Here is a 25,364-nt window from a genome sequence, read left to right as displayed (position 1 = left end):
GGTACTCCCTGATTCGGCTCATAACAGCGATGCGCCCTTAGAGGCGCATCTCTTTTTCCATCTCAGTGAGACTTTCCTGGAAAGATTCACGGGCAAACAGACGGTCCATGTAATCCTGCAGCGGCTTGGCCTGCTTGGTTTTCGGCAGTTCAATCTCCATCACCTGCAGACGCCACAGGATCGGCGCCAGACAGCAGTCAACGATGGTGAACTCTTCACTCATAAAGAAAGGCAGCTCGGAGAAGATCGGGGCGATGGTCAGCAGGCTGTCCTTCAGCTCCTTGCGCGCTTTCGCGGCCGCTTCCTTGTTCTTGCCACCAAGAATGATATCCACCAGCGGACTCCAGTCCTTCTCGATGCGATGCATCCACAGACGACTCTGGGCGCGGGCAACTGGGTAGACAGGCAGCAGGGGCGGGTGCGGGAAGCGCTCGTCCAGGTACTCCATCATCACCTTGGTTTCGTAGAGCGACAGATCACGATCCACCAGAGTCGGCAGCGCATTGTAGGGATTCAGTTCAGCCAGCTCTTCAGGCTTGTTTTTGGGGTCCACATCAATGATGTCGACAGATACACCCTTCTCTGCCAATACGATGCGCACGCGGTGGCTGTAGTGATCCGCAGCATCGGAAAAGTAGGTCATGGAAGAACGCTTGGCCACAACGCCCATTAGGCTCACCTCAATCTCTGGAAAATTAAAACACAAACGGGCGGGGTGCCCTTACAAGCAGCCCGCCCGGAAAAACTGTTGTACCGCGTCTTAGTGGATATCTCTCCAATACTCGCGGTTCAGCAGATAAACAAACACGAAGAATACCGCGATAAACAGCAGTACCCACATGCCCAGGCGCTCACGCTCAAGGGCCATTGGCTCAGCCACGTACTCGAGGAAGTTCACCAGGTCATAGACGGCCTCGTCGAACTCTTCAGTGCTCATGCTGCCCTTCTCGGCGCCAACCTTCAGGCTGCCACAAGGTGCATCGGCGATCGGGGCACCGGTAACAGTGTCACGCTTGATGTGCCCGTGGTGATCCAGCACAGGACCCGGGGCACACTCAGGCAGACCCTGCAGCTCCAGCATCACGTGCGGCATGGCCACCTTGTCGAACACCTTGTTGTTCACCCCGGTAGGACGGCTGTCATCCTTGTAGAAGTTACGCAGGTAGGTGTAGAGCCACTCGGGCGAACGGGAGCGGGCCACCAGGGTCAGGTCCGGCGGGGTAGCACCGAACCAGGCCTTGGATTCAGCCGGCTGCATCGGGATCTTCATCAGGTCACCGATTTTCTGATCGCCAAATACCATGTTCGCCATCATCACGTCATGGGGGATACCCAGGTCGTCCGCTACGCGCTCGTAGCGGGAGAACTTGGCCGAGTGACAACCCATGCAGTAGTTGGCAAACCACTTGGCACCGCGCTGCAGGGACTCTTTGTCCTTCAGGTCCGGCTCCATGTGATCACAGGGGATAGCGCCACACTCAAAGGCACCACCTGCAGCTACCGCCTTGATAGGCGCAATGGTCAACACCAGGAACAACAGGAAACCACCCCATACCAGCATCGCTGGCAGACCCTTGGCCTGGGTACGGGTTGGCTCTTGCTGAACACTGTCTTTGGCAGTCAGCCATGGAGTGGCGGCAACAAACAGCGCCAGCAGCACACCGAAACCAGTCAGTACTATTGAGTGGTACTCCACCGCGGTGAAGAAGGTGATGTAGAACAACCAGAAGCCCAGCAACAGCGAGATCACAATGCTCACAGGACCTTTGCTGTTACCCTGCGGATTAGTGAAGATCGGCATCTGCAGGAAGTAGGCAAAGTAATAGACGGTTGCCAGCTGAGACAGGATGGTACGCTCAGGAGTTGGCGACTTAACACCCAGGTAACCCAGCACCACGAACATGGCTGCAAACACCATCAGCGATATGCGTGGCATAAAGCCCTTGTAACGCATGGACTTAACCGGGCTCTTGTCCAGCCAGGGCAGGACAAACAGGATCGCAATCGCACCACCCATGCCCACCAGGCCAAGGAACTTGGAGCTCAATGGACCCAGGTCGAAAGTCACCGCACGCAGCACAGCGTAGAACGGGGTGAAGTACCAGACCGGCGCAATGTGCGGCGGAGTCTTCAGGCCGTTAGCCTCTTCAAAGTTGGCGTACTCAAGGAAGAAGCCACCCATTTCCGGCAGGAAGAAGATGACAAAACAGAATACGAACAGGAAGACGCAGATACCCACCAGGTCGTGCACGGTGTAGAACGGGTGGAAAGGTACGCCGTCTTTAGGAATACCGTTTTCGTCCTTGTTCTTCTTGATCTCAACACCATCGGGGTTGTTGGAACCCACTTCGTGCAGGGCCAGGATGTGCAGCACAACCAGCGCCAGGATCACGATAGGCAGGGCCACCACGTGCAGGGAGAAGAAGCGGTTCAGGGTGGCACCGGAAATCAGGAAGTCACCACGGATCCACTCAACCAGCGCATCGCCCACAACCGGGATAGCACCGAACAGGGATACGATCACCTGTGCGCCCCAGTAGGACATCTGACCCCAGGGCAGTACGTAGCCCATGAAGGCTTCTGCCATCAGCGCCAGGTAGATGGTCATACCGAAGATCCACACCAGCTCGCGGGGCGCCTTGTAGGAGCCGTACAGCAGGCCGCGGAACATGTGCAGGTAGACAACCACGAAGAAGGCCGAAGCCCCGGTGGAGTGCATGTAACGCAGCAGCCAGCCGTAATCCACGTCGCGCATGATGTACTCAACAGACGCAAACGCTTCTTCAGCGCTGGGGGTAAAGTTCATGGTCAGCCAGATGCCGGTCAGCAGCTGGTTTACCAGAACCAGGATGGAGAGCACACCAAAGAAGTACCAGAAGTTAAAGTTCTTCGGCGCGTAGTACTTGCTCATGTGGGTTTCCCACGTGCGCACGATCGGCAGGCGAGCGTCTACCCAATTGACCAGGTTAGTCATCCAATTCATGCTCAAGCCTCCTGATCCACACCGATGGTAACCACGGTGTCGGTTTCGTACTTATGCGGGGGAACCTCAAGGTTCAACGGAGCGGGAACGCCTTTCAGCACGCGACCGGCAAGGTCGAACTTGGAACCGTGACAAGGACAGAAGAAGCCTCCCAGCCACTCGGCACCACCGAGATCCGCGGCACCCACTTCGGGGCGGAACATCGGCGCACAACCCAGGTGCGTACACAGACCCAGCAGGATCAGGAACTCTTCATGACCGGGAATACTGCGGGCAATACCCTTGACGTACTCCGGCTGCTGTAGCTCCAGAGCCTCGGGATCGCGCAGCTTGTCGTTCATTTTTGGCAGGTTAGCCAGGATCTCCGGCGTGCGGCGCACCACGTAGACCGGCTTGCCTCGCCACTCGACGACCACCATCTGGCCCGGCTCGATCTTGGCAAGGTTAGCTTTTACAGGGGCGCCTGCGGCTTTCGCCTTGGCACTTGGATTCCAAGAAGCCACAAAAGGAACGGCCACACCCACAGCACCTGCAGCACCTACCACGGAGGTAGCTGCCGTCAGGAAACGGCGCCGTCCTTTATTCACTCCGTCATTGCTCATGACGTCTTTCTCCCATTACAGCGCTACTGTTGCCCAACGCGGTAAGACCGCTGAAAACATCCAGTAACTTACTGAATTCCAAAGGTTTACGGTTGAGTCGGACAGTTTTTAAAAAATCGCCACATATTAAAGAAGTTACCCCCGACTGACAAGGCAAAACCACTTGTCATATAAGGGTATTTGATCTGGAACAGGCAAAAAAAAGCCCAGACTGAAACCAGTCCGGGCAAAACTTTTATGTGCGCTGCAGGATGAACATGAATGCCCACACAGCAGCCACAAATCCAATTAACGCTTGGAGAACTGAGGCTTCTTACGGGCTTTACGCAGGCCCACTTTCTTACGCTCAACCTCACGGGCGTCACGGGTAACGTAACCAGCGGCACGCAGAGACTTACGCAGGGTCTCATCATACTCCATCAGGGCACGGGTCAGGCCGTGACGGATAGCACCCGCCTGACCGAAGCTACCACCGCCTTTAACGGTTACTTTTACATCAAACTTTTCAGTCATATCCACCAACTCCAGAGGCTGACGCACGATCATGCGGGCCACTTCACGACCGAAGTAGTCGTCCAGAGACTTGTCGTTAACAACGATATTGCCAGTGCCCTGAGTAATGAATACGCGAGCGGTGGAAGTCTTACGGCGACCGGTGCCGTAGTATTGTGTTGCTGCCATGTTGTATCCGCTCCTGATTAGACGTTCAGTTCTTTAGGCTGCTGAGCCGCATGTGGATGCTCGGCGCCTGGGTAAACTTTCAGCTTCTTGAACATGGCGCGACCCAGAGGACCACGGGGCAGCATGCCCTTCACAGCGCTCTGAATGGTGCGCTCAGGGGCCTTCTGGATCAGCTTTTCGAAGCTGATGGACTTCAGGCCACCGGGGAAGCCGGTGTGAGCGTGATACATTTTATCTTTGGCCTTGTTGCCGGTCACAGCCACTTTAGCGGCGTTGATAACAACAATGTAATCACCGGTATCCACGTGTGGGGTGTATTCCGGCTTGTGCTTACCGCGCAGACGGGTCGCAATCTCGGCAGCCATGCGGCCCAGAGTCTTGCCTTCTGCGTCGATTACGTACCAGTCGCGCTGGACTGATTCCGATTTGGCAGTATATGTCTTCATGTTGTAGTGCCTTCGACGTGTTAAAAATCTTCGACAAGTCAATAAGATGACGAGCTAAATATTGCCCAACAAATTGGGAGCGCGGATTATACGGATACTGGGCAGGCTTTGCAAGCTGGCGCCAGAGCCACTTAGGGCCTTCTCCCGGACAGGGCCCAGCGTTCCCGGTCAGGAATGCCCCACCCTTCTGGCCGCCACCCGAACTAACGCCTCAGGGGCGGTGAGGGGCAGCCAGATACTCTTTGCTCTGCATCTCCAGCAGGCGGCTGGTGGTGCGCTCAAATTCGAAATTGAGCTTGCCGCCGGCGTAGATCTCCGCCAGTGGCATCTCGGCGGAGACAATCAATTTGACGTTGCGGTCGTAGAACTCGTCCACCAGGTTGATGAAGCGGCGCGCCTGATCGTCGGTATCACGCCCCAGGCAAGGCACATTGGCCACCAGCACCGCGTGATACTCTTTCGCCAGTTCGATGTAATCGTTCTGCGAACGCGGTCCGTCACACAAGGCCTTAAAGTCAAACCAGGCTACATCTTCAGCCTCAAAGCGGGCCAGGATCGGACGCCCCTCCACCTCGATTTCCACGTCGGCACGAATCTCCTGCTTATCCGGCACCAGGCTTTCAAAGCTGGCCAGCAGGCTGGCATCGGCCGCCGCATCCAGCGGATAGTGGTAGAGCTCGGCCTGCTCCAGTGCCCGCAGGCGGTAATCCACCCCGCCATCCACATTCACCACCAGCGTGTGCTCATTGAGCATGGCGATGGCGGGCAGGAAACGGGCCCGCTGCAAGCCGTCCTTATACAGGCCATCCGGCACAATATTGGAGGTGGCCACCAGCGAGACGCCGCGATCAAACAGGGCCTGGATGAGATTGCCGAGAATCATGGCATCGGTAATGTCCGACACAAAGAACTCGTCAAAACAGATCACCCGCGCCTCTGCCGCCAGCCGGTCGGCCACAATCTCCAGCGGGTTCTTTTTACCACCCAGGGTTTTCAGCTCCTGGTGCACACGGCGCATAAAGCGGTGGAAGTGGGCACGCATCTTCTGCGGAAAGGGCAGGCTCTCGAAGAAATTGTCCATCAGGTAGGTCTTGCCGCGCCCTACCCCGCCCCAGAAATAGAGCCCGCGCTGCAGCGGACGGGACTTGTTGCCCCCCAGCCCTTTCAGCTTCGCCAGCAGTCCTTTCTGGTTTTGCTCCGCCCGCCAATCGGCCACCAGCCGCTCATACAGATCCTGCAGGTGGCGCACCGCCATCTCTTGCGCCGGGTCGTGACGAAATCCTTCCCGCTGCAGATCATTGTGATAGCGTTCCAGGGGGGTAGCAGAGGCTTGTTGAGGCATAGCGATAACTCTTACAGACAGCATTCCGGCGCGGCGCACACTCTAGCGGCGCACTGCCGGACAGACAAGGTTAATACGGTAAATCGACTGTTTTCACCCGTTAGTCAGGGCAGTGCTGCGCCACGGCCTGCATCAGGTCCTGCCGCAGCGGACCCAGGCCACCATGGAAAAAGTGGGTCATCTCCGGGTAGCGCAACAGTGTCACTTCACTCTGCAACTCCTCCACCCAGCGATAGACACCAGCCGCATCCACCAGCTCATCCTGATCTCCCATGACCACTGTCAGCGGCGCACAGAAGCGACCAGCCTGATCGTAGGGATAGCGCTCCACCGGCGGCGCCACCAGCACCAGGTGTTGCAACAACCCGTCAAGCTGATGACTGGCGCGGGCGGCCACCGCCGAACCAAAGGAGAAGCCCGCCAGCAGTAGCCGCGCCTGCGGATAGCACTGGCGCACCCACGCCACCACCTGCAACAGATCCTCACTCTCACCGGCGCCGTTATCGAACTGGCCGGCACTGGCACCCACACCGCGGAAATTGAAGCGCAACACCGGCACCCCCAGGTCGCGATAACCGCGCGCCAGCGTGGTGACCACCTTATTGTCCATGCTGCCACCGTGCAGCGAATGGGGATGACACACCACGGCCACCAGCGCCTGCCCCGCCAACGCACCGGCCGTCGCCGGCTCACTGATACGGGCCTCAATTATTCCGGCACCGCCGGGCAGCCAAACAGGCGCATCGCGCCCGGCAAAGGGGGCTGGGAGCGTAGTGGAGGGTTCCTGATTACTCATGTCCTTTTCCCGACCGACAACAATGCAACCCGACCTTGGTCGGACTCATCCGCCAAACAGGAGCAAAGTAACTAAGAAGCTGTTTATAATACCAAAACACCATCTTGAGGTGGGAGCCGTCTGCAACTGGCCCCGACTTACCTCCGGCCGCCGACTCAGGAGCGCAACGTGTTCAGTCTCACTACTCTTATCATTATCGCTGTGATCACCCTGCTGGTTGGCTGTGCCATAGGCGCACTGGCGGTCAAAGGCATGAATCCGCAACAACAGCAGCAGAGCAAAGAGCTGGAACAGCGCCTGCAAAACACCGAAGAAAAGCTGCGCAACTACCAGCAGGAAGTGACCGAGCATTTCATGGAGACCTCACAGCTGGTGAACCGCCTCACCCACAGCTATAAGGAGGTCCACGAACACCTGGCCAGCAGCGCCCTGAAGCTGACTAACCCGGACATCAGCCGCCAGCTGATCGACGCCGCCGATGGCAAATTGCTGTCCCACAACACCCAGGCCAACGATGACGGTGACAACAGCATTGAGGCGCCCCGAGACTGGGCGCCACGGGAGCCCGGTGCCAAAGGCCAGCTGAGCGAGGACTTCGACCTGCGCCAGGACGATTCCAACCAGGATCCGGAACCACCGCGCAGCTGATTCCCGCCCCGGCCGCCAGGAAACACGCCCCTAACCACCCCCAGACAAGGCTCTTCATGTCACCCCGAAAATCCCACAGCTATTGGGCCTGGCCCCTGGCGACCGGCACGCTGCTGGGCCTGTGCATTATCCTTTGGCTGCGCCTGCCTGACAGTGGCAGCAACAACGAACAACCGGCGCTCGCCACACCGGCAACACAATCCGGCCAGGCCATTACCGAGCCCCGCTCCTACGCCGACGCAGTCCACAATGCCGCCCCCTCGGTGGTCAACATCTATACCCGCAAAACCCTGAAAAGACGCCGTCACCCCATGCTGGACGACCCGCTGTTCCGGCACTTTTTCAACAATTCGGATCTGCCCCAACAAGAGCGTATGCAGTCGGCCCTGGGCTCGGGGGTGATCATCAGCAATGACGGCTACCTGCTCACCAACAACCATGTCATTGACGCCGCCGACGAAATTCTGGTGCTGCTGCAGGATGGCCGCGAAGCCCAGGCCAAACTGGTGGGAACCGACCCGGAGAGCGATCTGGCGGTACTCAAGATAGAACTGAAAAAGCTGCAGGCAATCCAGGTGGGTGACCCCGCCAACGCCCGCATCGGCGATGTGGTGCTGGCCATCGGCAACCCGTTCGGAGTTGGCCAGACCGTCACCCAGGGCATTATCAGTGCCACCGGCCGCTATGGGCTCGGCATCAACACTTACGAGAACTACCTGCAGACCGACGCCGCCATCAACCCCGGCAACTCCGGCGGCGCACTGATCGATGCCGACGGCAAGCTGCTGGGCATCAACACCGCCATCCTCGACAGAACCGGCTTTTCGGTGGGAATTGGCTTTGCCATCCCGGCCGATACCGCCATCAAGGTGATGCACGATCTGGTCAGTTACGGCAAGGTTGTCAGGGGCTGGCTGGGAATTGAAGCACAACAGATGTCACCGGAGCTGGCGCAATCCTTTGGTCTCAGCGAAAGCAACGGCGTCATCATAACCGCCATCTACAATCAGGGGCCCGCCCATCAGGCAGGGCTGCGCCCGGGGGATATCATCCTGCGTATCAACGACACCCTGGTTATCGATGGTCGCCTGAGCATGCACCAGGTGGCCCAGGGGCATCCCGGCGACCCGGTGGAGCTGGGGATTATCCGCAACGGAAAACAACAGGTTGTGAATGCCGTACTGGGCACCAAGCCGACCCCGCAATAGGGGCCCGTGGCCGGCTACAAGGCCGGCCCCTCATGATGGCCAGCCCCTCTGCAGCAGCCTTAATCCTTGATGCGGTATTCAGCCGAGCGGGCGTGAGCTTCCAGCGACTCGCTGCGGGCCAGCACCGAAGCCACCCGTGCGAGGACGGACGCGCCTTCCGGGGAACAGTTGATAATGGAGCTGCGCTTCTGGAAGTCATACACCCCCAGCGGCGAGGAGAAACGGGCGGTACCCGAGGTGGGCAACACGTGGTTAGGCCCGGCACAGTAGTCGCCCAGGGCCTCCGGTGTGTGACGCCCCAGGAAGATAGCGCCGGCGTGGCGAATCTGCGGCAGGTACTGCTCCGGCGCACCCACTGACAGCTCCAGGTGCTCCGGCGCAATACGATTGGCCACTTCAATGGCCTGCTCCATATCCCTCACCAGAACAAACGCCCCGCGGTCGCTCAGGGACTGACGGGCGATGGCCTCACGGGCCAGGGTCGGCAGCAGCCGATCGATACTCTCCTGCACCCGCTGCAGGAATTCCGCATCGGGAGATACCAGGATGGACTGTGCCTGCTCGTCATGCTCCGCCTGGGAGAAGAGATCCATGGCAATCCAGTCGGGATCGGTCTTGCCGTCACAGACCACCAGGATTTCCGACGGCCCGGCAATCATGTCGATAGCCACCTCACCGAACACAGCGCGCTTGGCTGTGGCCACATAGATATTGCCGGGACCGACAATCTTGTCCACCTTGGGCACGGCCTCCGTGCCATAGGCCAGTGCCGCCACCGCCTGGGCGCCACCGATGGTAATCACCTTGTCCACACCGGCAATGGCCGCCGCCGCAAACACCACATCGTTCACTTCGCCCCGCGGCGTGGGTACCACCATAATAATCTCACCCACACCCGCCACCTTGGCCGGCAGGGCGTTCATCAGCACAGACGAGGGATAGGAGGCCTTGCCGCCAGGCACATACAACCCCACCCGGTCCATGGCCACCACCTGCTGCCCCAGCACCGTGCCGTCCGCCTCGGTGTACTGCCAGGACTCCTGGCGCTGGTGTTCATGGTAGCGACGCACCCGCTCCGCCGCCTGCTCCAGCGCCTGGCGCTGCTCGGTACTGATACTCTCCAGCGCCTGCTGCAGTCGCGCCTGCGGCACCACCAACTCATTCATATCCCCGACCTGCAGGCCGTCAAAGCGGTTGGTGAACTCCAGCACTGCGGCATCGCCCCGCTGGCGCACGGCGGCGAGGATATCGGCCACTGACTGGGCCACTGACTGGTCAGACACCGCCTCCCAAGCCAGCAACTGCTGCAATTGCTGTTCAAAGTTGTCGGCACTGGCGTCCAGGCGGGCAATGGGCGTGGTAGCAGTCATAACGTCTCTCTACTTCAAATCCGCGGGTACCGCGGCATCACACGGCGGTGGCAATGGCGTCGATGACCGCCTGAATCTTTTCGTGCTTCATTTTCATGGAAGCCTTGTTCACCACCAGGCGGGAGCTGATGTCGGCAATGTGCTCGCGGGGTTCCAGGCCATTGGCCTTGAGGGTGTTGCCGGTATCCACGATATCCACAATCTCGTCCGCCAACTCCATGATGGGAGCCAGCTCCATGGCACCGTAGAGCTTGATAATGTCCGCCTGACGCCCAAGGGCCGCATAGTAACGCTTGGCCACATTGACGTACTTGGTGGCGACACGAATACGCCCTTCCGGGGTCTTGCTGCCTTTCACTGCGGCGGTCATCAGGCGGCAGCGGGCAATACCCAGGTCCAGCGGCTCGTACAGTTCGTCGCTGCCACTCTCCATCAGGGTGTCCTTGCCGGCAATCCCCATATCAGCCGACCCAAAGGTGACGTAGGTGGGCACATCGCTGCCGCGCAACACCAGCAGGCGCACATCGTCCTGGGTGGTGGGGAAGATCAGCTTGCGACTGCTGCTGATGTCTTCCAGCGGCTCAATGCCGGCCTTGGCCAGCAACGGCAGAGTCTCTTTCAGAATGCGCCCTTTGGTCAGCGCAATGGTCAACAGGGATTGAGGCATGATCTTCAGTCTTTCAGTTCAGTTAATAACCGGCCCCGTCAGGCCAGTGTCAGGAGGGCACCCGGCGAATGTTGGCACCCAGCAGCTGCAGTTTCTCTTCGATACATTCGTAGCCGCGGTCGATGTGGTAGATGCGGTCCACCACCGTCTCGCCATCTGCGACCAGCCCGGCAATCACCAGACTGGCAGACGCGCGCAGGTCGGAGGCCATTACCGGCGCCCCTTTCAGCCGCTCCACACCGGTGACAATCGCGGTATTGCCCTCCAGCTTGATGCTGGCGCCCATGCGATTGAGCTCGTGAATCTGGATGAGACGGTTTTCAAAGATGGTCTCGATCACCGTACCCGTGCCTTCAGCCACCGCATTCATGGCGGTGAACTGCGACTGCATGTCCGTGGGGAAAGCCGGATAGGGAGCGGTTTTCAGGTTCACCGCTTTGGGGCGATTGCCCTTCATATCAAGCTCAATCCAGTCCTTACCGGTATTGATAAAGGCGCCCGCCTCTTCCAGCTTCAGCAACACCGCCTCCAGCATGTGCTGGTCAGTGTCTTTCAGCAGTACGCGACCGCGGGCGGCAGCGGCAGCCGTGAGGAAGGTGCCGGTTTCAATACGATCCGGCATAACCGGATAGGTACAACCGGTGAGACGCTCTACCCCGTGAATGGTGAGGGTATCGGAGCCAATACCTTCAATCTGTGCCCCCATGGCCACCAGGAAGTTGGCCAGGTCCACCACCTCCGGTTCACGGGCCGCATTTTCAAGAATAGTCGTGCCCTGTGCCAGCGCCGCCGCCATCAGCAGGTTTTCGGTACCACCTACGGTGACGGTATCCATAAAGATATGGGCGCCCTTCAGGCGGCCGTTGCTGCGGGCACGGATATAGCCACCATCAACCTCGATCTCGGCCCCCATGGCCTCCAGGCCACGCAGGTGAATATCCACCGGCCGGCTACCGATAGCACAACCACCCGGGAAGGAGACATTGGCCACCCCGAAGCGGGAGAGCATCGGCCCCAGCACCAGAATGGAGGCACGCATGGTCTTCACCAGCTCATAGGGAGCGGTGAAATCATTGATCAGGGAGGCATCAACTTCGACGCACATACGCTCATCAATGGTGACTCCAACGCCCATACAGCGCAGCAGTGTCAGCATGGTGGTAATGTCGTTCAGGTGCGGCAGGTTGCAGATGTGCACCGGCTCATCCGCCAGCAGCGTGGCCGCCAGAATGGGCAGCCCCGAGTTCTTGGAGCCGGAAATACGGATTTCGCCGGACAGCGCGCGACCACCAGTGATGATTAATTTATCCATTGAGAGGATCTGACCTTCTTATGTTGAGTGCCGCTGGGTACCCGACGGCAATGGAATTACTGTGCTGCAGCCCACTGCGCGGGGGTATAGGTTTTCATGTGCACGGCGTGAATGACGCCACTGGCGATCTGCTCGGACAACACAGCATAAACCAGCTGCTGCTTTTTAACCGGAGTCAGCCCCTCAAATGCCGGGCTGACCACCACCACATTGACGTGGCTGCCATCGATGCTGACCTGCACCTGGCTGTCCGCGATCTGTGCCTGCAGCAGCGCCTGAATCTGTTCGGGTTGCATACGCCTCTCCTGGATAATAGCCCCCGGCTGCGGGGCCGGCAGGGTGAATTCTGAAAAAGGGCGCTAGTGTAATGAAAAAGGCCGGCGGGCGCACCCTCAACCGGCCTTCCAGGCAGCACGGGTGCCGGCGGCTCAGCCGTTGCGGCCCCAGCCCTCGATAACACTGTCCAGGTCACCGCTCTTCTGCATCGCCTGGGCAAACTGGGAGCGGAAGGTATTGCCCAGATTCACCCCGTTGATCACCACATTCAGCAGCTTCCAGCGGTTGTCATTGCGATCCAGACCCATGGTGTAAGCCAGCACGTGCTCACCGGCGTCGGTTTTCACCCGCTGGATCACACTCACCCGGCGCTGCCCCTGCTGCGCATCGGAGCCCGGATCCACGGTAATGGGATTGGCACTGTAGATGGCCAGTCCACGGGCATAAGTGCTGACCAGATCCTGCTGGAACACTTCACTGAAACGCTTGCGCTGCTCCTCTGACGCCTCTTTCGCATAGTTACCCATCACCCCGCGGGCAATAAAGTCAAACGCCACCACCGGCGCCAACACCTCTTCAATCGCGGCGAAAAAGGCCTCTGGCTCACTGTCCAGCTTCGCACCCTGTTCCCGCACTACCGCCAACACCTGCTCGGTGACTTCCGCCACCACCTGTTGCGGCGCCCCGAGCTCCTCTGCCCGGGCCTGCACCGACAGCGCCAGCAGTGCCAGCACCAGCGCCAATCCCCGCACCGCAGCCCCGGGCCGCACCATGCCAGACACCACACTCAATCTCTTAAAAACCTGCATTCACTCTCTCCACAACGGCAGCAGCTGCCGCTGCCCCGTTTATCAACACTGCCCTGTTATAACTATAATCGTCGGCGTGGGCGCTATTTGCCCCCACCAACCAGAGAAGCGGCTACTATACCATCAGCCTAGGGTGAACGCCTGCTGAACAAGCAGACCGGCGACTGTTGTTGCCTGCCAACATCAGCTACTATTCCGCCTCCTGCGGCCACCCGTCGCCACGCACAGAACAACAGAAGCAGCGGAACAGATCATGCAAAAGCCCCTCAATCCTGAACAACTGATCCAGTCCGGCCAGCGCACCCTGCGCCTGGAAGCTGAGGCTGTGCAGGCGCTGACGCCGCGCATTGATGCCCAGTTCATCAAAGCCTGCGAATTGATCCTCAACTGCCGTGGCCGCACCATCGTCACCGGCATGGGTAAATCCGGCCACATTGGCAACAAGATCGCAGCCACGCTGGCCAGCACCGGCACTCCTTCCTTCTTTGTGCACCCCGGGGAAGCCAGCCATGGTGACCTGGGCATGATCACCCGTGACGACGTGGTCATCGGCATCTCCAACTCCGGCTCCTCCGCCGAGGTGGTCACCCTGCTGCCGCTGCTCAAGCGCATGGGCATACCCCTGATCAGCATGACCGGCAAAGCGGACTCGCCGCTGGCACTGGCCGCCAGTGCGCAGCTGGACATCAGTATCGAGACCGAAGCCTGCCCGCTCAACCTGGCCCCCACCACCAGCACCACCGTTACCCTGGCCATGGGCGACGCCCTGGCGGTGGCCCTGCTGGAAGCTCGCGGCTTCACCGCCGAGGACTTCGCCTTTTCCCACCCCGGCGGGGCACTGGGCCGCAAACTGCTGCTGAAAGTGGAAGACATTATGCACAAGGACAGCGAAGTGCCGCGGGTAGCCGCAACCACACCGCTGTCACAGGCGCTGGTGGAGATGACCACCAAAGGCTTTGGTATGACCACCATTATCGATACCGACAACCAGCTGCTGGGTGTCTTCACTGATGGCGACCTGCGCCGCTCCGTGGATCATGGCCTCGACCTGAGCACCGCCCTGATTACTGACGTCATGTCCGCCAACCCCAGAACCGTCAACGGCAACACACTGGCAGCCGAAGCACTGGGCATTATGGAAGAGCGCAAGATCACGGCACTGGTGGTAGAAGATAACGACAAACACGTTATCGGGCTCATTCACATGCACGACATTCTGCGCGCCGGCGTGATCTGAGCCCGCAACCCCTATGCTGAAGAACTGGCTCACCCCCCTGATTGTTGGCGGCCTGGTACTGGCGGCCATTCTGCTGTGGGACACCCCGCCGCAGAACCTGCTGGGCGAAGACCCCGCAGATGCCGCCCCCAGCAGCTATCCCGCCAACATCGCCTATAACCTCAGCGACCGCCACTTCGACGAGGCCGGGGCCCTGCACTCGGAATTCAGCGCCAGCGAATCGCGCTACTTCCAGATGCACCCGAAACGGCGCACACCCGATGACTACGCGGAGCTCACGGAGCCACGCCTGACCCTCTACTCTGACAACAAGCCACCCTGGCACCTCTCCGCCAAAGAGGGAACCGCGCGGGAGAATGGCCAGTGGATTGAGCTGCGCGGTGACGTGCGCATCTGGCAGGTCACCGCCACCGGCGAACGCTCGGAACTCACCACTACCCGACTGGTCGTAAAACCCGGGCAGCAATACGCCGAGACCGACAAAGCTGTTAAGCTAAGCGCCCCCGGCAATACCACCGAAGCCGTCGGCATGCAGGCGATGTTGCAACAGGATCTGATCAAACTTTTATCGCGAGTCCGAGGCAGACATGAAATTCAGTAAAATGCTGTGCGGTGTACTTTTGTGCGCATTGGGCGCCACTGCCAGCAATTCCCTGTGGGCGTTAGCCAGCGATCGGGAGCAACCTATTTACATCAGCTCGGACCGGGCAGAGCGCAACGAGAAAGCCGGCACCACCATCTACAGTGGCGCCGTGCAGATGGATCAGGGCAGCATGCGCATACTGGCTGACAAGGTGGTGATCCACTCGGTCAACAACGAGGTGGACCGCATCATCGCCACCGGCACTCCCGCCCACTACCAGCAGCAACCGGCACCGGATAAGCAGGTAGTCACCGCCAGGGGTGAACGCATTGAATACCTGATCAGCAACGATATGCTGCACCTGACCACCAACGCCTCGCTGACACAGGCGGACGGCACATCCATGTCCGGGCAGCGCATCGACTACAACATCAAAGAGTCTGTCGCTACCGCCGAAGGTAACAACACTACTGAAGGCGAGCGCGTACACATTGTTATTCAGCCCAAACGCAACTGAACCGACACCCCAGGGATCCGCTGACCACATGCCAACTTTACGCGCCAAACACCTGGCCAAAAGCTACAAGAAACGCCGCGTTGTCATCGACGTATCCCTGTCGGTCAGCAGCGGCCAGATCGTTGGCCTGTTGGGCCCCAATGGCGCCGGTAAAACCACCTGCTTTTACATGATCGCCGGGCTGATCGAGGCCGACAAAGGCCAGATCGAGATTGATGACCGCTCCATCACGCACCTGGCAATGCACGGCCGGGCCCGCGCCGGCATTGGCTACCTGCCCCAGGAGGCCTCGGTCTTCCGCAAGCTCACGGTTTCGGAAAACATCCTCTCCATCCTCGAGACCCGCAAGGATCTCAATCGCCGCGAGCGCCTGCAGAAGCTGGACCAGCTGCTGCGGGAATTCCACATCACCCACCTCACCAACAGCCTCGGCATGGCGCTCTCCGGCGGCGAGCGGCGACGGGTGGAGATTGCCCGTGCCCTGGCCACCGACCCCGACTTCATTTTGCTGGACGAACCCTTCGCCGGCGTCGATCCCATCTCGGTCAGCGATATCAAACAGATTATCCAGCACCTCAAGGATCGCGGCATCGGGGTACTGATTACCGACCACAATGTGCGCGAGACCCTCGACATCTGCGAGAAGGCGTACATTGTCAGCGAAGGCCACATTATCGCCGAGGGAGACCCGCAGACCGTTCTCAACAACGACCAGGTGCGGGAGGTTTACCTCGGGCACCAATTCAGCTTATAGTGTCCGCCTCCCCCGCAAAAAACCCGCAAGCAAGCCAACTCGGCACAATATTTGCTTGTCAATTCAGCCTGCGTCCGCTAACCTGAATCTGACACTGCCACCGCGCCTCAGCGAACCCGTCAGTGATACTCCCGCTCTGCGACCCCGCCGCCTTGGCAACCGCCGGCAGAGCGCCCAGAAATTCCGGTAAACGAACGCGCTGCACCCTATGAAACAGTCCTTACAACTGAAGCTGGGTCAACAACTCACCATGACCCCACAACTGCAGCAGGCCATCCGGCTCCTGCAGCTGTCGACCCTCGATCTTCAGGCGGAAATCCAGGAAGCCCTGGACTCCAATCCCATGCTCGAACTGGTAGACGAAGACCAGGGAGCCGACGAGCAGCGCAGCAATAACGACCGCAACGAACAGACACCAGACAGCGATACCCGCACCAACTCCGAAAGCGCTTCCGCTGACAGCGACGCCGACATGGATGGCGACAGCGCCGGCAGCAGTGACGACAACTGGGCCGACGCCATCCCGGAAGACCTGCCGGTAGACACCAGCTGGGACGACATCTACCAATCCGGCCCCACAGGTACCGGCCTGTCGGCACCGGACACGGAAGAGAACGATTACGACAACCGCAACAGCTCCGAGGAGTCCCTGCAACAACACCTCATGTGGCAGCTGAACCTCACCCCCATGTCAGATCGCGACCAGCTCATCGCCATGGCCATCATCGACGCCGTTGAGCCTTCCGGCCTGCTGAGCTCCAGCGCCGAGGAGATCTTCTCCGGGCTGGAACAGGAGCTGGAGGAGCTGGAACTGGATGAAGTGGAAGCCGTCCTCCACCGTGTGCAGCAGTTTGACCCGCCCGGCGTGGCCGGCCAGAACCTCAGCGAGTGCCTGCTGATACAGCTCAACCAGATGCCGCCGGCCACGCCCGCGCTGGCAGATGCTAAACTGATCGTAAAAGATCATCTCGGCCTGCTGGGCAGTCGCGATTACAAACAGCTGATGCGCAAAACCCGCCTCAAGGAAGAACAATTGCGGGATGCCATCCTGCTGATCCAGACCCTCAACCCCCGCCCGGGCGACCTGATCAACACCGGGGAGACCGAGTATGTGGTGCCCGATGTCTTTGTCACCAAACAGGATGGCCGCTGGATTGTGAACCTGAACCCGGATATCGCCCCCAGACTGCGGATCAACGACTCCTACGCCGCACTGGTGAAGCGCGCCGACAGCAGCACCGACAACGCCTTCCTGCGGGACAACCTGCAGGAGGCCCGCTGGTTCCTGAAGAGCCTGCAGAGCCGCAATGAAACCCTGCTCAAGGTGGCCACCTGTATTGTGGAAAAACAGCGCGGCTTCCTCGACCACGGCGCAGAAGCCATGCGCCCGCTGGTGCTGCACGATGTCGCCGAAGTGGTGGGCATGCACGAATCCACCATCTCCCGGGTGACCACACAGAAGTACATGCACACCCCGCAGGGAATTTTCGAACTCAAGTATTTCTTCTCCAGCCACGTCAGCACTGACAGCGGCGGAGAGTGCTCCTCGACGGCCATCCGCGCCATCATCAAGAAACTGGTGGCCGCCGAGAACCCGAAAAAGCCGCTCAGCGACAGCAAAATCACCTCCCTGCTGAGTGAACAGGGCATCCAGGTGGCGCGCCGCACCATCGCCAAGTACCGGGAATCCCTCGGCATACCCGCATCCAACGAGCGCAAGCGTCTGGTCTGATCCACGTCAAGGGGTCTACGGATGAGTCGCCCTAGGATAAACAGGCGGGGTTGTCACCCCGCCGCCGGAGGCACCGACTTCCGGTCCACTCATGACAATAGGAGCTACGCATGCAAATCAACATCAGCGGACATCATGTTGACCTGACCCCAGCCCTGAAAGACTACGTCAGTAACAAGTTCGAAAAGCTGGAGCGGCATCACGATCGAATTACCAGTACCAACGTGATACTAACTGTTGATAAACTACGCCAGATAGCAGAAGCCTCTATTCACGTCAGCGGAAAAGACTTCCACGCCGACTGCGAATCGGAAGACATGTACGCCGCGATTGATCTGCTGACCGACAAGCTGGATCGCCAGCTGATCAAACACAAAGAGAAAATGCGAAACCACCGCTGAATTTATGGATGTAAAATCATTTCTGTCCCAACACCGCACCCGCTGCGGTGTTGAGGCCAACAGCAAGAAGCGGGCCCTGGAAGTCCTTTCCCTGATCATCTCGGAAGACCAGCCCGCCCTCAATGCCGACGAAATCTTTATCAATCTGACCGCCCGCGAACGGCTGGGATCCACCGGGCTGGGCCTGGGTATCGCCATACCCCACTGCCGGCTGAGCAACTGCTCCAGCACCATCGGCGCCCTGGTCACCCTGCCTTCACCCATCGACTACGAGTCCATTGATGGTCAACCGGTGGACATACTGTTTGCCCTGATTGTCCCGGAAGAGGCTCACGATGCGCACCTGCAGACCCTGGCCGCCATCGCCGAGCGCCTCCACAATCCGGACTTTCTCAAGACCCTGAGGCACGCCGCAGACGACGAATCCCTGTTTGCCGCCGCCATCAGCCTGGACCAGCGCGACTGATCCTCCGGACACTGGTGCTCGGGGATAAACTGCGCTAACGTCTTTGTCCTGAACCACTTACCCGCTGCAGGAGCCATAAAGCCGTATGCGTTTAGTTGTCATCAGTGGCCGCTCGGGCTCAGGCAAGAGTACTGCACTGCACGTCCTCGAAGATGTGGGCTTTACCTGCATCGACAACCTGCCTGCCTCACTGCTACCGGCACTGGTGCAGCAGCTGCACGTGCACCCCGCCAGCCAGAAGTTTGCCGTCAGCATTGATGCCCGCAACACCTGGCAGGAGCTGCAGCGCTTTCCCGAACTACTCAACCAGATCAAGCAACCCGAGCTGAGCGTGGAGATTCTGTTCCTGGATGCACGCTCCAACGTCCTCATCCAGCGTTTCAGCGAAACCCGTCGCCGCCACCCGCTGAGCGGCCAGGCCACCGACCTGTCTGCCGCCATCGCCCTGGAGCGCCGCTATCTGGAGCCCATCGCCAACGCCGCCGACCTCACCATCGACACCACCAGCCTGACGCTGCACGAGCTGCGTGACATGATCAAGCAGCGGGTGGTGGGCCGGGATCACGGCAGCATGGCCCTGCAATTCCAGTCCTTCGGCTTCAAGCGCGGCATCCCCGCCGATGTGGATGTGGTATTCGACGTGCGCTGCCTCCCCAACCCCTACTGGAAACCGCACCTGCGCACCCTCACCGGCCGCGACCAGGCGGTGATCGAGTTCCTCGAAGGGCACGAGGATGTGGAGGCCATGTACAGCGATATCGCCAACTACCTGGCCCGCTGGCTACCCAAATTCGTTGCCACCAACCGCAGCTACTTCACCGTGGCCATCGGTTGCACCGGTGGGCAACATCGCTCGGTTTATCTCTGCGAAAGACTGTACAATAGCTTCCGCGAACACTACGGCAACACCCAGCGCCGCCACCGGGAACTGGACAAGTAACGACGACATCCATGCTCAGCGAAAACACCACCATCATCAACAAACTTGGCCTGCACGCCCGCGCGGCAGCACTGTTTGCCAGCACCGCCGCGCGCTTTTCCAGCCAGGTACTGGTGGCCGTCAAGGGCAAACAGGTCGACGGCAAGAGTGTTATGTCACTGATGCTGCTGGGCGCCAGCCAGGGCACCGACATTACCCTGCTGGCCGAAGGTGATGACCAGCAGGAAGCCATGCAAACCCTGCTGCAACTGATCGCCAACCGCTTTAACGAAGAGGAATAGAAGCCCTGCCCCGGTGCCACCCCCGCGGCACTGGTATCGGCGGTCCCGGCCACTTAGAATAGCGCCGCAAGCCCCCCTCCCCTCCAGCTGAGAGTTTCCATGGCACAAGCCGACGAACATCGCGATTCGATTCAGACCCAGCTGGGAGAGATCCGCAACGCCCTCGACAGCGGTACCTTTCAACAGGTACGGCGCATGCTCAACGGCCTGCGCCCGGTGGAAATCGGCCACCTCATTGAGTCCTCACCCGCCCCCAGCCGCAAAATCCTCTGGCAACTGATCGACAAGGAGCTGGAAGGCGAGGTACTGCAGGAACTGCCGGAAGACCTGCAGGCCCAGATCCTCAAGCGCATGGACACCGCCGCGGTTGTGGAACTGACCGAAGGCATGGACACCGACGACCTGGCGGACATACTGCAGCGCCTGCCGGACCAGGTGATCCAGGAAGTACTGGCGGCCATGAGCGCCCAGGACCGCGCCCGGGTCGAGCAGGTGCTCTCCTACGACGAGGACACCGCTGGCGGCCTGATGGATACCGATACCATCACTATCCGTCCACGCCTGACCCTGGATGTAGTGCTGCGCTACCTGCGCCGCCACGACGAGCTGCCCGCCTCTACCGACAACCTGATCGTGGTAAACACCAAGGGACAGTTTGTCGGCCTGCTGCCGCTGACCAAGTTGCTCACCTCCTCCCCCGCCATGACCGTGCGCGAAATCATGCTCACCGACGTCGAGGCGATTCCGGCACAGATGCCGGACACGGAGGTGGCCAAACTGTTTGAGCGTCACGACTGGATTTCCGCGCCGGTGATCGACAGCGACGGCGTGGTACTGGGCCGGATTACCATCGATGACGTGGTGGACGTAATCCGCGAGGACGCCGACCACTCCTTTATGAGCATGGCCGGTCTCGACGAGGAGGAGGACACCTTCGCCAGCGTCATGAGCACCACGCCAAGGCGCGCCATCTGGCTGGGCATCAACCTGCTCACCGCACTGATCGCCTCGTCGGTCATCAATATCTTTCAGGACACCATCGACAAGGTGGTGGCACTGGCGGTATTGATGCCCATCGTTGCCAGCATGGGCGGGGTAGCCGGCAGCCAGACCCTGACGGTTGTGATCCGCGGTATGGCGCTGGGCCAGATCGGCCAGAACAACATCAGCTGGCTGCTGTCGCGGGAGTTTCAGGTCGCCACCATCAACGGCCTGCTGTGGGCATTACTGATGGCCGCGGTCGCCGGTGCCTGGTTTAACGACCCGGTTATTGCCTTTATTATTGCCGTCGCCATGGTGATCAACCTGCTGACCGCCGCGACCGCAGGTGCACTGCTGCCCATTACCCTGCGCAAAATGAATATTGACCCCGCCTTAGCCGGCAGCGTCGCCCTCACCACGGTTACCGATGTGGTGGGATTCTTTGCGTTTCTGGGCCTGGCCACCTATTTTTACGCCTGACCCCCCCATGAGCCTGGCACACCAGGCCACGGCACACCAACCACGGATATCCCATGTCTGATTTTGACGACCTGAACTACGACAACCACGACGACCAGCCCAAATCCAGAACGGCCATCAAGAAAGAGATGCAGGCCCTGCAGGACCTGGGTACACAGATCGTCGAGCTGAGCGATAAACACATCGCCATGATTCCTCTCCATGGGCGCCTGGGCGAGGCCATCCACGAAGCCCGCGGTATGAAGCACCGCGAGGCCCGGCGGCGCATGCTGCAGTACATTGGCAAACAGATGCGACTGGCGGAAAATCTGGAGGAGATTCAGCAGGCGTTTGAGCGGATACAGAAGCTGGGGCAGGAGCACACCCACATCCAGCACCTGGCCGAGCAGTGGCGCGACCGCCTGCTCAGCGAGGGTAATGATGCGGTGCAGGAGTTTGTCAGCCAGTACAGCGATGCCGACGTGCAGCACCTGCGCCAGCTACTGCGCAACGCCCAGAAAGAACAGAAAGAGCAGAAACCGCCAGCCACGGCCCGCAAGCTGTTCCGCTATGTGCGCGACCTGATTATGGCCAACTACTGAGGCCGGCAGGGAAAAACCAAAGCGCAGGCGCAGATTGATCCGGCAAGTACCGGAAACCGTCCGGGGCCACAAGGCCCCGGATGACTGATCAGCTCACACCCATCAGTGCCAGCAGTTCATCCCGCTTCGCTTCCATCAGGGCGTAGTCGCCACGACTCTCCACATTCAAGCGTACCACCGGTTCGGTGTTGGACAGGCGCAGGTTGAAGCGCCAGTTGCCGAAGCTCATGCTGATACCGTCCGTGCGATCCACCGCCTCGGCCAGCTCGCCGTAATGGGCCTCCACCGCCGCCAACACCGCTTTGGGATCCTCAATGCGGTTATTGATTTCGCCACTGCAGGGAAATTCGGCGATGCAGTCATCCACCAGCTGGGCCAGGGATTTGCCGGTGCGGCTCATCAATTCGGTCACCAGCAGCCAGGGAATCATGCCGCTGTCGCAGTAGGCGAAGTCGCGGAAGTAATGGTGGGCACTCATCTCGCCACCGTAGATGGCATCCTCGGCGCGCATACGCTCCTTGATAAAGGCGTGGCCGGTTTTGCTTTGCACGGCAATGCCACCCATGCGCTCGCAGATGGCTTCCGTGTTCCAGGTCAGGCGCGGATCGTGTACCACCTTGGCGCCGGGACTTTTCAGCAGGAAGGTTTCCGCCAGCAGTCCCACCAGGTAATAGCCTTCGATAAAGCGACCGGAGGCATCAAAAAAGAAACAGCGATCAAAGTCCCCATCCCAGGCAATACCCAGGTCGGCAGCGCTGGCCATCACCGCACTGGCGGTAGAGTGACGATTCTCCTCCAGCAGAGGATTGGGCACTCCGTGCGGGAAGTTGCCATCCGGCTGGTGATGCACCTTGATAAACTCAAACGGCAGGTGTGGCTCCAGCGCGTCCACTGCCAGACCGGCGCCGCCATTGCCGGCGTTGCAGACGATCTTCAGGGGCTGCAACTGCCCGCGATCCACATACTGCAGCAGATGCTCCACATAGGCCGGCCGGGTATCCAGCTGCTTCAGCTCGCCGCGCTTGTCCGCCACGGCAAAGTCGTTGGCCTCGGCCAGCTTTTTGATATCCAGCAAGCCGGTATCGCCACTGATGGGGCGTGAACCCTGGCGCACCAGCTTCATGCCGTTGTAGTCCCTGGGGTTGTGGCTGGCGGTCACGCAGATACCGCCATCAACACCGAGATGGAAGGTGGCGAAGTAGACCTCCTCGGTGCCGCACTGACCGATGTGGATCACATCACTGCCGCCATCCATCAGCCCCCGCGCCAGCGCGTCGGTCAGCTCGGCACTGGTGAGACGGATATCATGCCCCACCACCACAGACTGCGGCTGCAGGTATTGCGCGTAGGCACGACCGATGCGGTAGGCAACGTCTTCATTCAGCTCATCGGGGAGTCGCCCACGGATATCGTAGGCTTTAAAACAGGTTAACTCTGCCATCCAGGGCCTCAACTCTTTGTAACTATTCAAAAAAGGGAATCGGGTCAATCAGGGGCGCACTCTAGCGGATAGAGCGCGGGGGCGGCAACTGCGCCGGACGGAGGACTGGTAAAGCCCCCATCCGGCAGTCGGCAATCAGCTGAGTACCGTATCCACCAGGGCCCGGGCATCCGCTTCCAGCAGGGCCAGGTGCTCCTCAGAGACAAAGCTCTCCAGGTAAATCTTGTAGATGTCTTCCGTACCGGACGGCCGCGCCGCAAACCAGCCATTGGCCGTTGCCACCTTCAGGCCACCGATCGCAGCGCCATTGCCCGGCGCTGCGGTCAAGACCGCGGTAATGGGATCTCCCGCCAGGCTGTCACTGGTCACGGCACCGGCATCGAGCCTGGACAACAGGGCTTTTTGTTCGGCAGTGCAGGGCGCATCCAGGCGGCGATAGTAGGGACGTCCAAACCGCGCCACCTGGGATTCGTAGTGCTGCTGTGGATCCTGACCGGTGACCGCCAGCATCTCCGCCGCCAACAGACCGAGAATAATGCCGTCCTTATCCGTGCTCCAGACGCTGCCATTGCGACGCAGGAACGATGCTCCGGCGCTCTCCTCACCACCAAACGCCAGCTTGCCCTCGTACAGCCCGTCCACATACCACTTGAACCCCACCGGAACTTCGCACAGGTTCTTGCCCAGCGATGCCACCACCCGGTCAATCATGGCGCTCGACACCAGGGTTTTGCCGAACTGGAGCTCTGCCGGCCACTGTGGGCGGTGTGTGGCGAGGTATTCAATCGCCACCGCCAGATAGGCATTGGGGTTCATCAGCCCGGAACCGCGGCAGACGATACCGTGACGGTCATAATCCGGGTCATTGCCAATGGCAACATCGAAGCGATCCTGCAGGGACAACAGATTCTGCATGGCATAGGGCGACGAACAATCCATACGGATCTTGCCGTCCTTATCCAGCGGCATGAAGCCGAAGGTGAAATCCACCCTGTCATTCACCACCTCAATATCGAGACCGTATTTGTCGGCAATGGGCTTCCAGAAGTGAATACCGGAGCCCCCCATGGGATCCACGCCGATACGGATACCCTTGCGCGCAATGGCCTCCATATCAATCACCGAGCCCAGGTCGTCAACGTAGTGACTGATGTAGTCAAAAGCCTCCACCCGTTCGCTGTTGGCGAGCTGCTCGGCGGACAGGCGTTTGACGCCGGCCAGCCCTGCCCCCAGCAACTGATTGGCGCGATCGGCAATCCAGCCGGTGATATCGGTATCGGCCGGCCCACCCTTGGGAGGGTTGTACTTGATACCGCCGTCACCCGGCGGATTGTGGGACGGCGTAATCACGATGCCATCGGCCACATCCGTCGAGCCGGCATTGTGGGTGAGGATGGCATGAGAGATAACCGGGGTGGGCGTGTAACCATTGTCCTGCGCCACCCGCACCCGCACACCGTTGGCCGCCAGCACCTCCAGTGCCGTGGTGTGAGCCGGCTCGGAGAGCGCGTGGGTGTCCTTGCCAAGATAGAGCGGCCCGTCAATGCCCTGTGCCAGTCGATACTCGGCAATCGCCTGGCAGATGGCCTGGATATGCCACTCATTGAACGTGGTATTCGCTGCCGACCCGCGATGGCCCGAGGTGCCAAAGCTGACCTGCTGCTCCGGGTAGGTATCAATGTCCGGCTGCTGCCGGTAATAGGCCGCTACCAGTGCCGGGATATTGATCAACGTACTGTGATGGGGTTGTTTGCCTGCTTCAGGATGCGCCATAGACCTCTGTCCGGTTCAATTCCAGGTTCTGAGCCCAAAAGATGGGAAAGATAAAAG

The 25,364-nt window shown here is 59.9% G+C and carries 27 protein-coding genes; 13 read left to right on the top strand and 14 right to left on the bottom strand.

Annotated features, from left to right (window positions below; translation table 11 throughout):
- Positions 1-37: 37 nt before the first annotated feature.
- The 7 genes from sspA to GSF27_RS14765 form a co-directional block, all read right to left on the bottom strand.
- Positions 38-670: a stringent starvation protein SspA gene (gene sspA, locus GSF27_RS14795; protein WP_160970512.1), complete on the bottom strand. Its 633-nt coding sequence runs from the start codon at positions 668-670 to the stop codon at positions 38-40.
- Positions 671-760: 90 nt separating this feature from the next.
- On the bottom strand, positions 761-2,983 hold the full coding sequence (locus GSF27_RS14790; protein WP_160970510.1) for a ubiquinol-cytochrome c reductase: 2,223 nt from the start codon (positions 2,981-2,983) through the stop codon (positions 761-763).
- 2 nt (positions 2,984-2,985) lie between these two features.
- A complete protein-coding gene (gene petA / locus GSF27_RS14785; protein WP_160970508.1) occupies positions 2,986-3,585 on the bottom strand; it encodes a ubiquinol-cytochrome c reductase iron-sulfur subunit in 600 nt (199 codons plus the stop codon).
- A gap of 288 nt (positions 3,586-3,873) precedes the next feature.
- Positions 3,874-4,266, bottom strand: a complete 393-nt coding sequence (gene rpsI, locus GSF27_RS14780; protein ID WP_160970506.1) for a 30S ribosomal protein S9 — start codon at positions 4,264-4,266, stop codon at positions 3,874-3,876.
- A 17-nt stretch (positions 4,267-4,283) separates the two neighbouring features.
- Positions 4,284-4,712: a 50S ribosomal protein L13 gene (rplM, locus tag GSF27_RS14775; RefSeq protein ID WP_160970504.1), complete on the bottom strand. Its 429-nt coding sequence runs from the start codon at positions 4,710-4,712 to the stop codon at positions 4,284-4,286.
- 211 nt (positions 4,713-4,923) lie between these two features.
- Positions 4,924-6,054: a cell division protein ZapE gene (gene zapE / locus GSF27_RS14770; RefSeq protein WP_160970502.1), complete on the bottom strand. Its 1,131-nt coding sequence runs from the start codon at positions 6,052-6,054 to the stop codon at positions 4,924-4,926.
- A gap of 100 nt (positions 6,055-6,154) precedes the next feature.
- A complete protein-coding gene (locus tag GSF27_RS14765) occupies positions 6,155-6,850 on the bottom strand; it encodes an alpha/beta hydrolase (RefSeq protein ID WP_160970500.1) in 696 nt (231 codons plus the stop codon).
- Positions 6,851-7,018: 168 nt separating this feature from the next.
- On the opposite strand from GSF27_RS14765, the gene GSF27_RS14760 reads away from it, so the two are divergent.
- Together GSF27_RS14760 and GSF27_RS14755 are read left to right on the top strand one after the other, a co-directional pair.
- Complete coding sequence (locus GSF27_RS14760) at positions 7,019-7,498, top strand: YhcB family protein (RefSeq protein WP_160970498.1); 480 nt, start codon at positions 7,019-7,021, stop codon at positions 7,496-7,498.
- 56 nt (positions 7,499-7,554) lie between these two features.
- The gene (locus GSF27_RS14755; protein ID WP_160970496.1) at positions 7,555-8,706 is read left to right on the top strand and encodes a trypsin-like peptidase domain-containing protein; all 1,152 of its coding nucleotides are present in this window, start codon (positions 7,555-7,557) and stop codon (positions 8,704-8,706) included.
- A 59-nt stretch (positions 8,707-8,765) separates the two neighbouring features.
- On the opposite strand, the gene hisD is transcribed toward GSF27_RS14755, so the two are convergent.
- From hisD to GSF27_RS14730, 5 genes are all read right to left on the bottom strand, one after another.
- Positions 8,766-10,076, bottom strand: coding sequence for a histidinol dehydrogenase (gene hisD / locus GSF27_RS14750; RefSeq protein WP_160970494.1), 1,311 nt, complete (start codon positions 10,074-10,076; stop codon positions 8,766-8,768).
- 37 nt (positions 10,077-10,113) lie between these two features.
- Positions 10,114-10,731 carry an ATP phosphoribosyltransferase gene (gene hisG, locus GSF27_RS14745; protein WP_202410484.1) on the bottom strand — a complete coding sequence of 206 codons (618 nt, stop codon included), beginning with the start codon at positions 10,729-10,731 and terminating at the stop codon, positions 10,114-10,116.
- Between the two features lie 61 nt (positions 10,732-10,792).
- The gene (murA, locus tag GSF27_RS14740) at positions 10,793-12,055 is read right to left on the bottom strand and encodes a UDP-N-acetylglucosamine 1-carboxyvinyltransferase (protein WP_160970490.1); all 1,263 of its coding nucleotides are present in this window, start codon (positions 12,053-12,055) and stop codon (positions 10,793-10,795) included.
- Positions 12,056-12,111: 56 nt separating this feature from the next.
- Entirely contained in the window at positions 12,112-12,351 is a 240-nt protein-coding gene (locus GSF27_RS14735) for a BolA family protein (RefSeq protein ID WP_160970488.1), read from the bottom strand.
- Between the two features lie 132 nt (positions 12,352-12,483).
- On the bottom strand, positions 12,484-13,140 hold the full coding sequence (locus GSF27_RS14730) for a phospholipid-binding protein MlaC (RefSeq protein WP_160970486.1): 657 nt from the start codon (positions 13,138-13,140) through the stop codon (positions 12,484-12,486).
- Between the two features lie 253 nt (positions 13,141-13,393).
- On the opposite strand from GSF27_RS14730, the gene GSF27_RS14725 reads away from it, so the two are divergent.
- The 11 genes from GSF27_RS14725 to yjgA all read left to right on the top strand — a co-directional run bounded on the left by GSF27_RS14725 (position 13,394) and on the right by yjgA (position 22,093).
- Positions 13,394-14,377: a KpsF/GutQ family sugar-phosphate isomerase gene (locus GSF27_RS14725; protein ID WP_160970484.1), complete on the top strand. Its 984-nt coding sequence runs from the start codon at positions 13,394-13,396 to the stop codon at positions 14,375-14,377.
- A gap of 13 nt (positions 14,378-14,390) precedes the next feature.
- Positions 14,391-14,978, top strand: coding sequence for an LPS export ABC transporter periplasmic protein LptC (gene lptC / locus GSF27_RS14720; protein ID WP_160970482.1), 588 nt, complete (start codon positions 14,391-14,393; stop codon positions 14,976-14,978).
- Positions 14,965-15,477, top strand: a complete 513-nt coding sequence (gene lptA, locus GSF27_RS14715) for a lipopolysaccharide transport periplasmic protein LptA (protein WP_160970480.1) — start codon at positions 14,965-14,967, stop codon at positions 15,475-15,477. The genes lptC and lptA overlap by 14 nt, the downstream gene beginning before the upstream one ends.
- Before the next feature lie 28 nt (positions 15,478-15,505).
- On the top strand, positions 15,506-16,231 hold the full coding sequence (gene lptB / locus GSF27_RS14710; protein ID WP_160970478.1) for an LPS export ABC transporter ATP-binding protein: 726 nt from the start codon (positions 15,506-15,508) through the stop codon (positions 16,229-16,231).
- A gap of 208 nt (positions 16,232-16,439) precedes the next feature.
- Positions 16,440-17,963, top strand: a complete 1,524-nt coding sequence (locus GSF27_RS14705) for an RNA polymerase factor sigma-54 (protein WP_160970476.1) — start codon at positions 16,440-16,442, stop codon at positions 17,961-17,963.
- 110 nt (positions 17,964-18,073) lie between these two features.
- A complete protein-coding gene (gene hpf, locus GSF27_RS14700; RefSeq protein ID WP_160970474.1) occupies positions 18,074-18,364 on the top strand; it encodes a ribosome hibernation-promoting factor, HPF/YfiA family in 291 nt (96 codons plus the stop codon).
- A gap of 4 nt (positions 18,365-18,368) precedes the next feature.
- Positions 18,369-18,830, top strand: coding sequence for a PTS sugar transporter subunit IIA (locus tag GSF27_RS14695; protein ID WP_160970472.1), 462 nt, complete (start codon positions 18,369-18,371; stop codon positions 18,828-18,830).
- 85 nt (positions 18,831-18,915) lie between these two features.
- Positions 18,916-19,770: an RNase adapter RapZ gene (gene rapZ / locus GSF27_RS14690; RefSeq protein ID WP_160970470.1), complete on the top strand. Its 855-nt coding sequence runs from the start codon at positions 18,916-18,918 to the stop codon at positions 19,768-19,770.
- A gap of 11 nt (positions 19,771-19,781) precedes the next feature.
- The gene (locus tag GSF27_RS14685; protein ID WP_160970468.1) at positions 19,782-20,051 is read left to right on the top strand and encodes an HPr family phosphocarrier protein; all 270 of its coding nucleotides are present in this window, start codon (positions 19,782-19,784) and stop codon (positions 20,049-20,051) included.
- Between the two features lie 99 nt (positions 20,052-20,150).
- Complete coding sequence (gene mgtE / locus GSF27_RS14680) at positions 20,151-21,512, top strand: magnesium transporter (RefSeq protein ID WP_160970466.1); 1,362 nt, start codon at positions 20,151-20,153, stop codon at positions 21,510-21,512.
- Between the two features lie 53 nt (positions 21,513-21,565).
- Positions 21,566-22,093, top strand: coding sequence for a ribosome biogenesis factor YjgA (gene yjgA, locus GSF27_RS14675; protein WP_160970464.1), 528 nt, complete (start codon positions 21,566-21,568; stop codon positions 22,091-22,093).
- A gap of 88 nt (positions 22,094-22,181) precedes the next feature.
- Here the strand turns inward: yjgA and GSF27_RS14670 are convergent, their stop codons facing one another.
- The gene (locus tag GSF27_RS14670; protein ID WP_160970462.1) at positions 22,182-23,534 is read right to left on the bottom strand and encodes a phosphomannomutase; all 1,353 of its coding nucleotides are present in this window, start codon (positions 23,532-23,534) and stop codon (positions 22,182-22,184) included.
- Positions 23,535-23,669: 135 nt separating this feature from the next.
- Entirely contained in the window at positions 23,670-25,307 is a 1,638-nt protein-coding gene (gene pgm, locus GSF27_RS14665) for a phosphoglucomutase (alpha-D-glucose-1,6-bisphosphate-dependent) (protein WP_160970460.1), read from the bottom strand.
- Positions 25,308-25,364: the final 57 nt, after the last annotated feature.

This window comes from Pseudomaricurvus sp. HS19 (genome assembly GCF_009857815.1).
GTDB lineage: Bacteria > Pseudomonadota > Gammaproteobacteria > Pseudomonadales > Cellvibrionaceae > Pseudomaricurvus.
Note: the sequence above shows the minus strand (reverse complement) of the source record. Positions and strands in the feature narration are given on the sequence as shown.

Excerpts from the sequence above, each read along its gene's own strand:
- GSF27_RS14725 (WP_160970484.1), top strand. The coding sequence starts at position 13,394 with ATGCAAAAGCCCCTCAATCCTGAACAACTGATCCAGTCCGGCCAGCGC.
- GSF27_RS14790 (WP_160970510.1), bottom strand. The coding sequence starts at position 2,983 with ATGAATTGGATGACTAACCTGGTCAATTGGGTAGACGCTCGCCTGCCG.
- rapZ (WP_160970470.1), top strand. The coding sequence starts at position 18,916 with ATGCGTTTAGTTGTCATCAGTGGCCGCTCGGGCTCAGGCAAGAGTACT.
- GSF27_RS14685 (WP_160970468.1), top strand. The coding sequence starts at position 19,782 with ATGCTCAGCGAAAACACCACCATCATCAACAAACTTGGCCTGCACGCC.
- GSF27_RS14735 (WP_160970488.1), bottom strand. The coding sequence starts at position 12,351 with ATGCAACCCGAACAGATTCAGGCGCTGCTGCAGGCACAGATCGCGGAC.
- yjgA (WP_160970464.1), top strand. The coding sequence starts at position 21,566 with ATGTCTGATTTTGACGACCTGAACTACGACAACCACGACGACCAGCCC.
- GSF27_RS14765 (WP_160970500.1), bottom strand. The coding sequence starts at position 6,850 with ATGAGTAATCAGGAACCCTCCACTACGCTCCCAGCCCCCTTTGCCGGG.
- murA (WP_160970490.1), bottom strand. The coding sequence starts at position 12,055 with ATGGATAAATTAATCATCACTGGTGGTCGCGCGCTGTCCGGCGAAATC.
- GSF27_RS14730 (WP_160970486.1), bottom strand. The coding sequence starts at position 13,140 with ATGCAGGTTTTTAAGAGATTGAGTGTGGTGTCTGGCATGGTGCGGCCC.
- GSF27_RS14755 (WP_160970496.1), top strand. The coding sequence starts at position 7,555 with ATGTCACCCCGAAAATCCCACAGCTATTGGGCCTGGCCCCTGGCGACC.
- lptC (WP_160970482.1), top strand. The coding sequence starts at position 14,391 with ATGCTGAAGAACTGGCTCACCCCCCTGATTGTTGGCGGCCTGGTACTG.
- mgtE (WP_160970466.1), top strand. The coding sequence starts at position 20,151 with ATGGCACAAGCCGACGAACATCGCGATTCGATTCAGACCCAGCTGGGA.
- hpf (WP_160970474.1), top strand. The coding sequence starts at position 18,074 with ATGCAAATCAACATCAGCGGACATCATGTTGACCTGACCCCAGCCCTG.
- GSF27_RS14670 (WP_160970462.1), bottom strand. The coding sequence starts at position 23,534 with ATGGCAGAGTTAACCTGTTTTAAAGCCTACGATATCCGTGGGCGACTC.
- petA (WP_160970508.1), bottom strand. The coding sequence starts at position 3,585 with ATGAGCAATGACGGAGTGAATAAAGGACGGCGCCGTTTCCTGACGGCA.
- rpsI (WP_160970506.1), bottom strand. The coding sequence starts at position 4,266 with ATGGCAGCAACACAATACTACGGCACCGGTCGCCGTAAGACTTCCACC.
- GSF27_RS14705 (WP_160970476.1), top strand. The coding sequence starts at position 16,440 with ATGAAACAGTCCTTACAACTGAAGCTGGGTCAACAACTCACCATGACC.
- pgm (WP_160970460.1), bottom strand. The coding sequence starts at position 25,307 with ATGGCGCATCCTGAAGCAGGCAAACAACCCCATCACAGTACGTTGATC.
- hisD (WP_160970494.1), bottom strand. The coding sequence starts at position 10,076 with ATGACTGCTACCACGCCCATTGCCCGCCTGGACGCCAGTGCCGACAAC.
- lptA (WP_160970480.1), top strand. The coding sequence starts at position 14,965 with ATGAAATTCAGTAAAATGCTGTGCGGTGTACTTTTGTGCGCATTGGGC.
- rplM (WP_160970504.1), bottom strand. The coding sequence starts at position 4,712 with ATGAAGACATATACTGCCAAATCGGAATCAGTCCAGCGCGACTGGTAC.
- sspA (WP_160970512.1), bottom strand. The coding sequence starts at position 670 with ATGGGCGTTGTGGCCAAGCGTTCTTCCATGACCTACTTTTCCGATGCT.
- lptB (WP_160970478.1), top strand. The coding sequence starts at position 15,506 with ATGCCAACTTTACGCGCCAAACACCTGGCCAAAAGCTACAAGAAACGC.
- GSF27_RS14695 (WP_160970472.1), top strand. The coding sequence starts at position 18,369 with ATGGATGTAAAATCATTTCTGTCCCAACACCGCACCCGCTGCGGTGTT.
- zapE (WP_160970502.1), bottom strand. The coding sequence starts at position 6,054 with ATGCCTCAACAAGCCTCTGCTACCCCCCTGGAACGCTATCACAATGAT.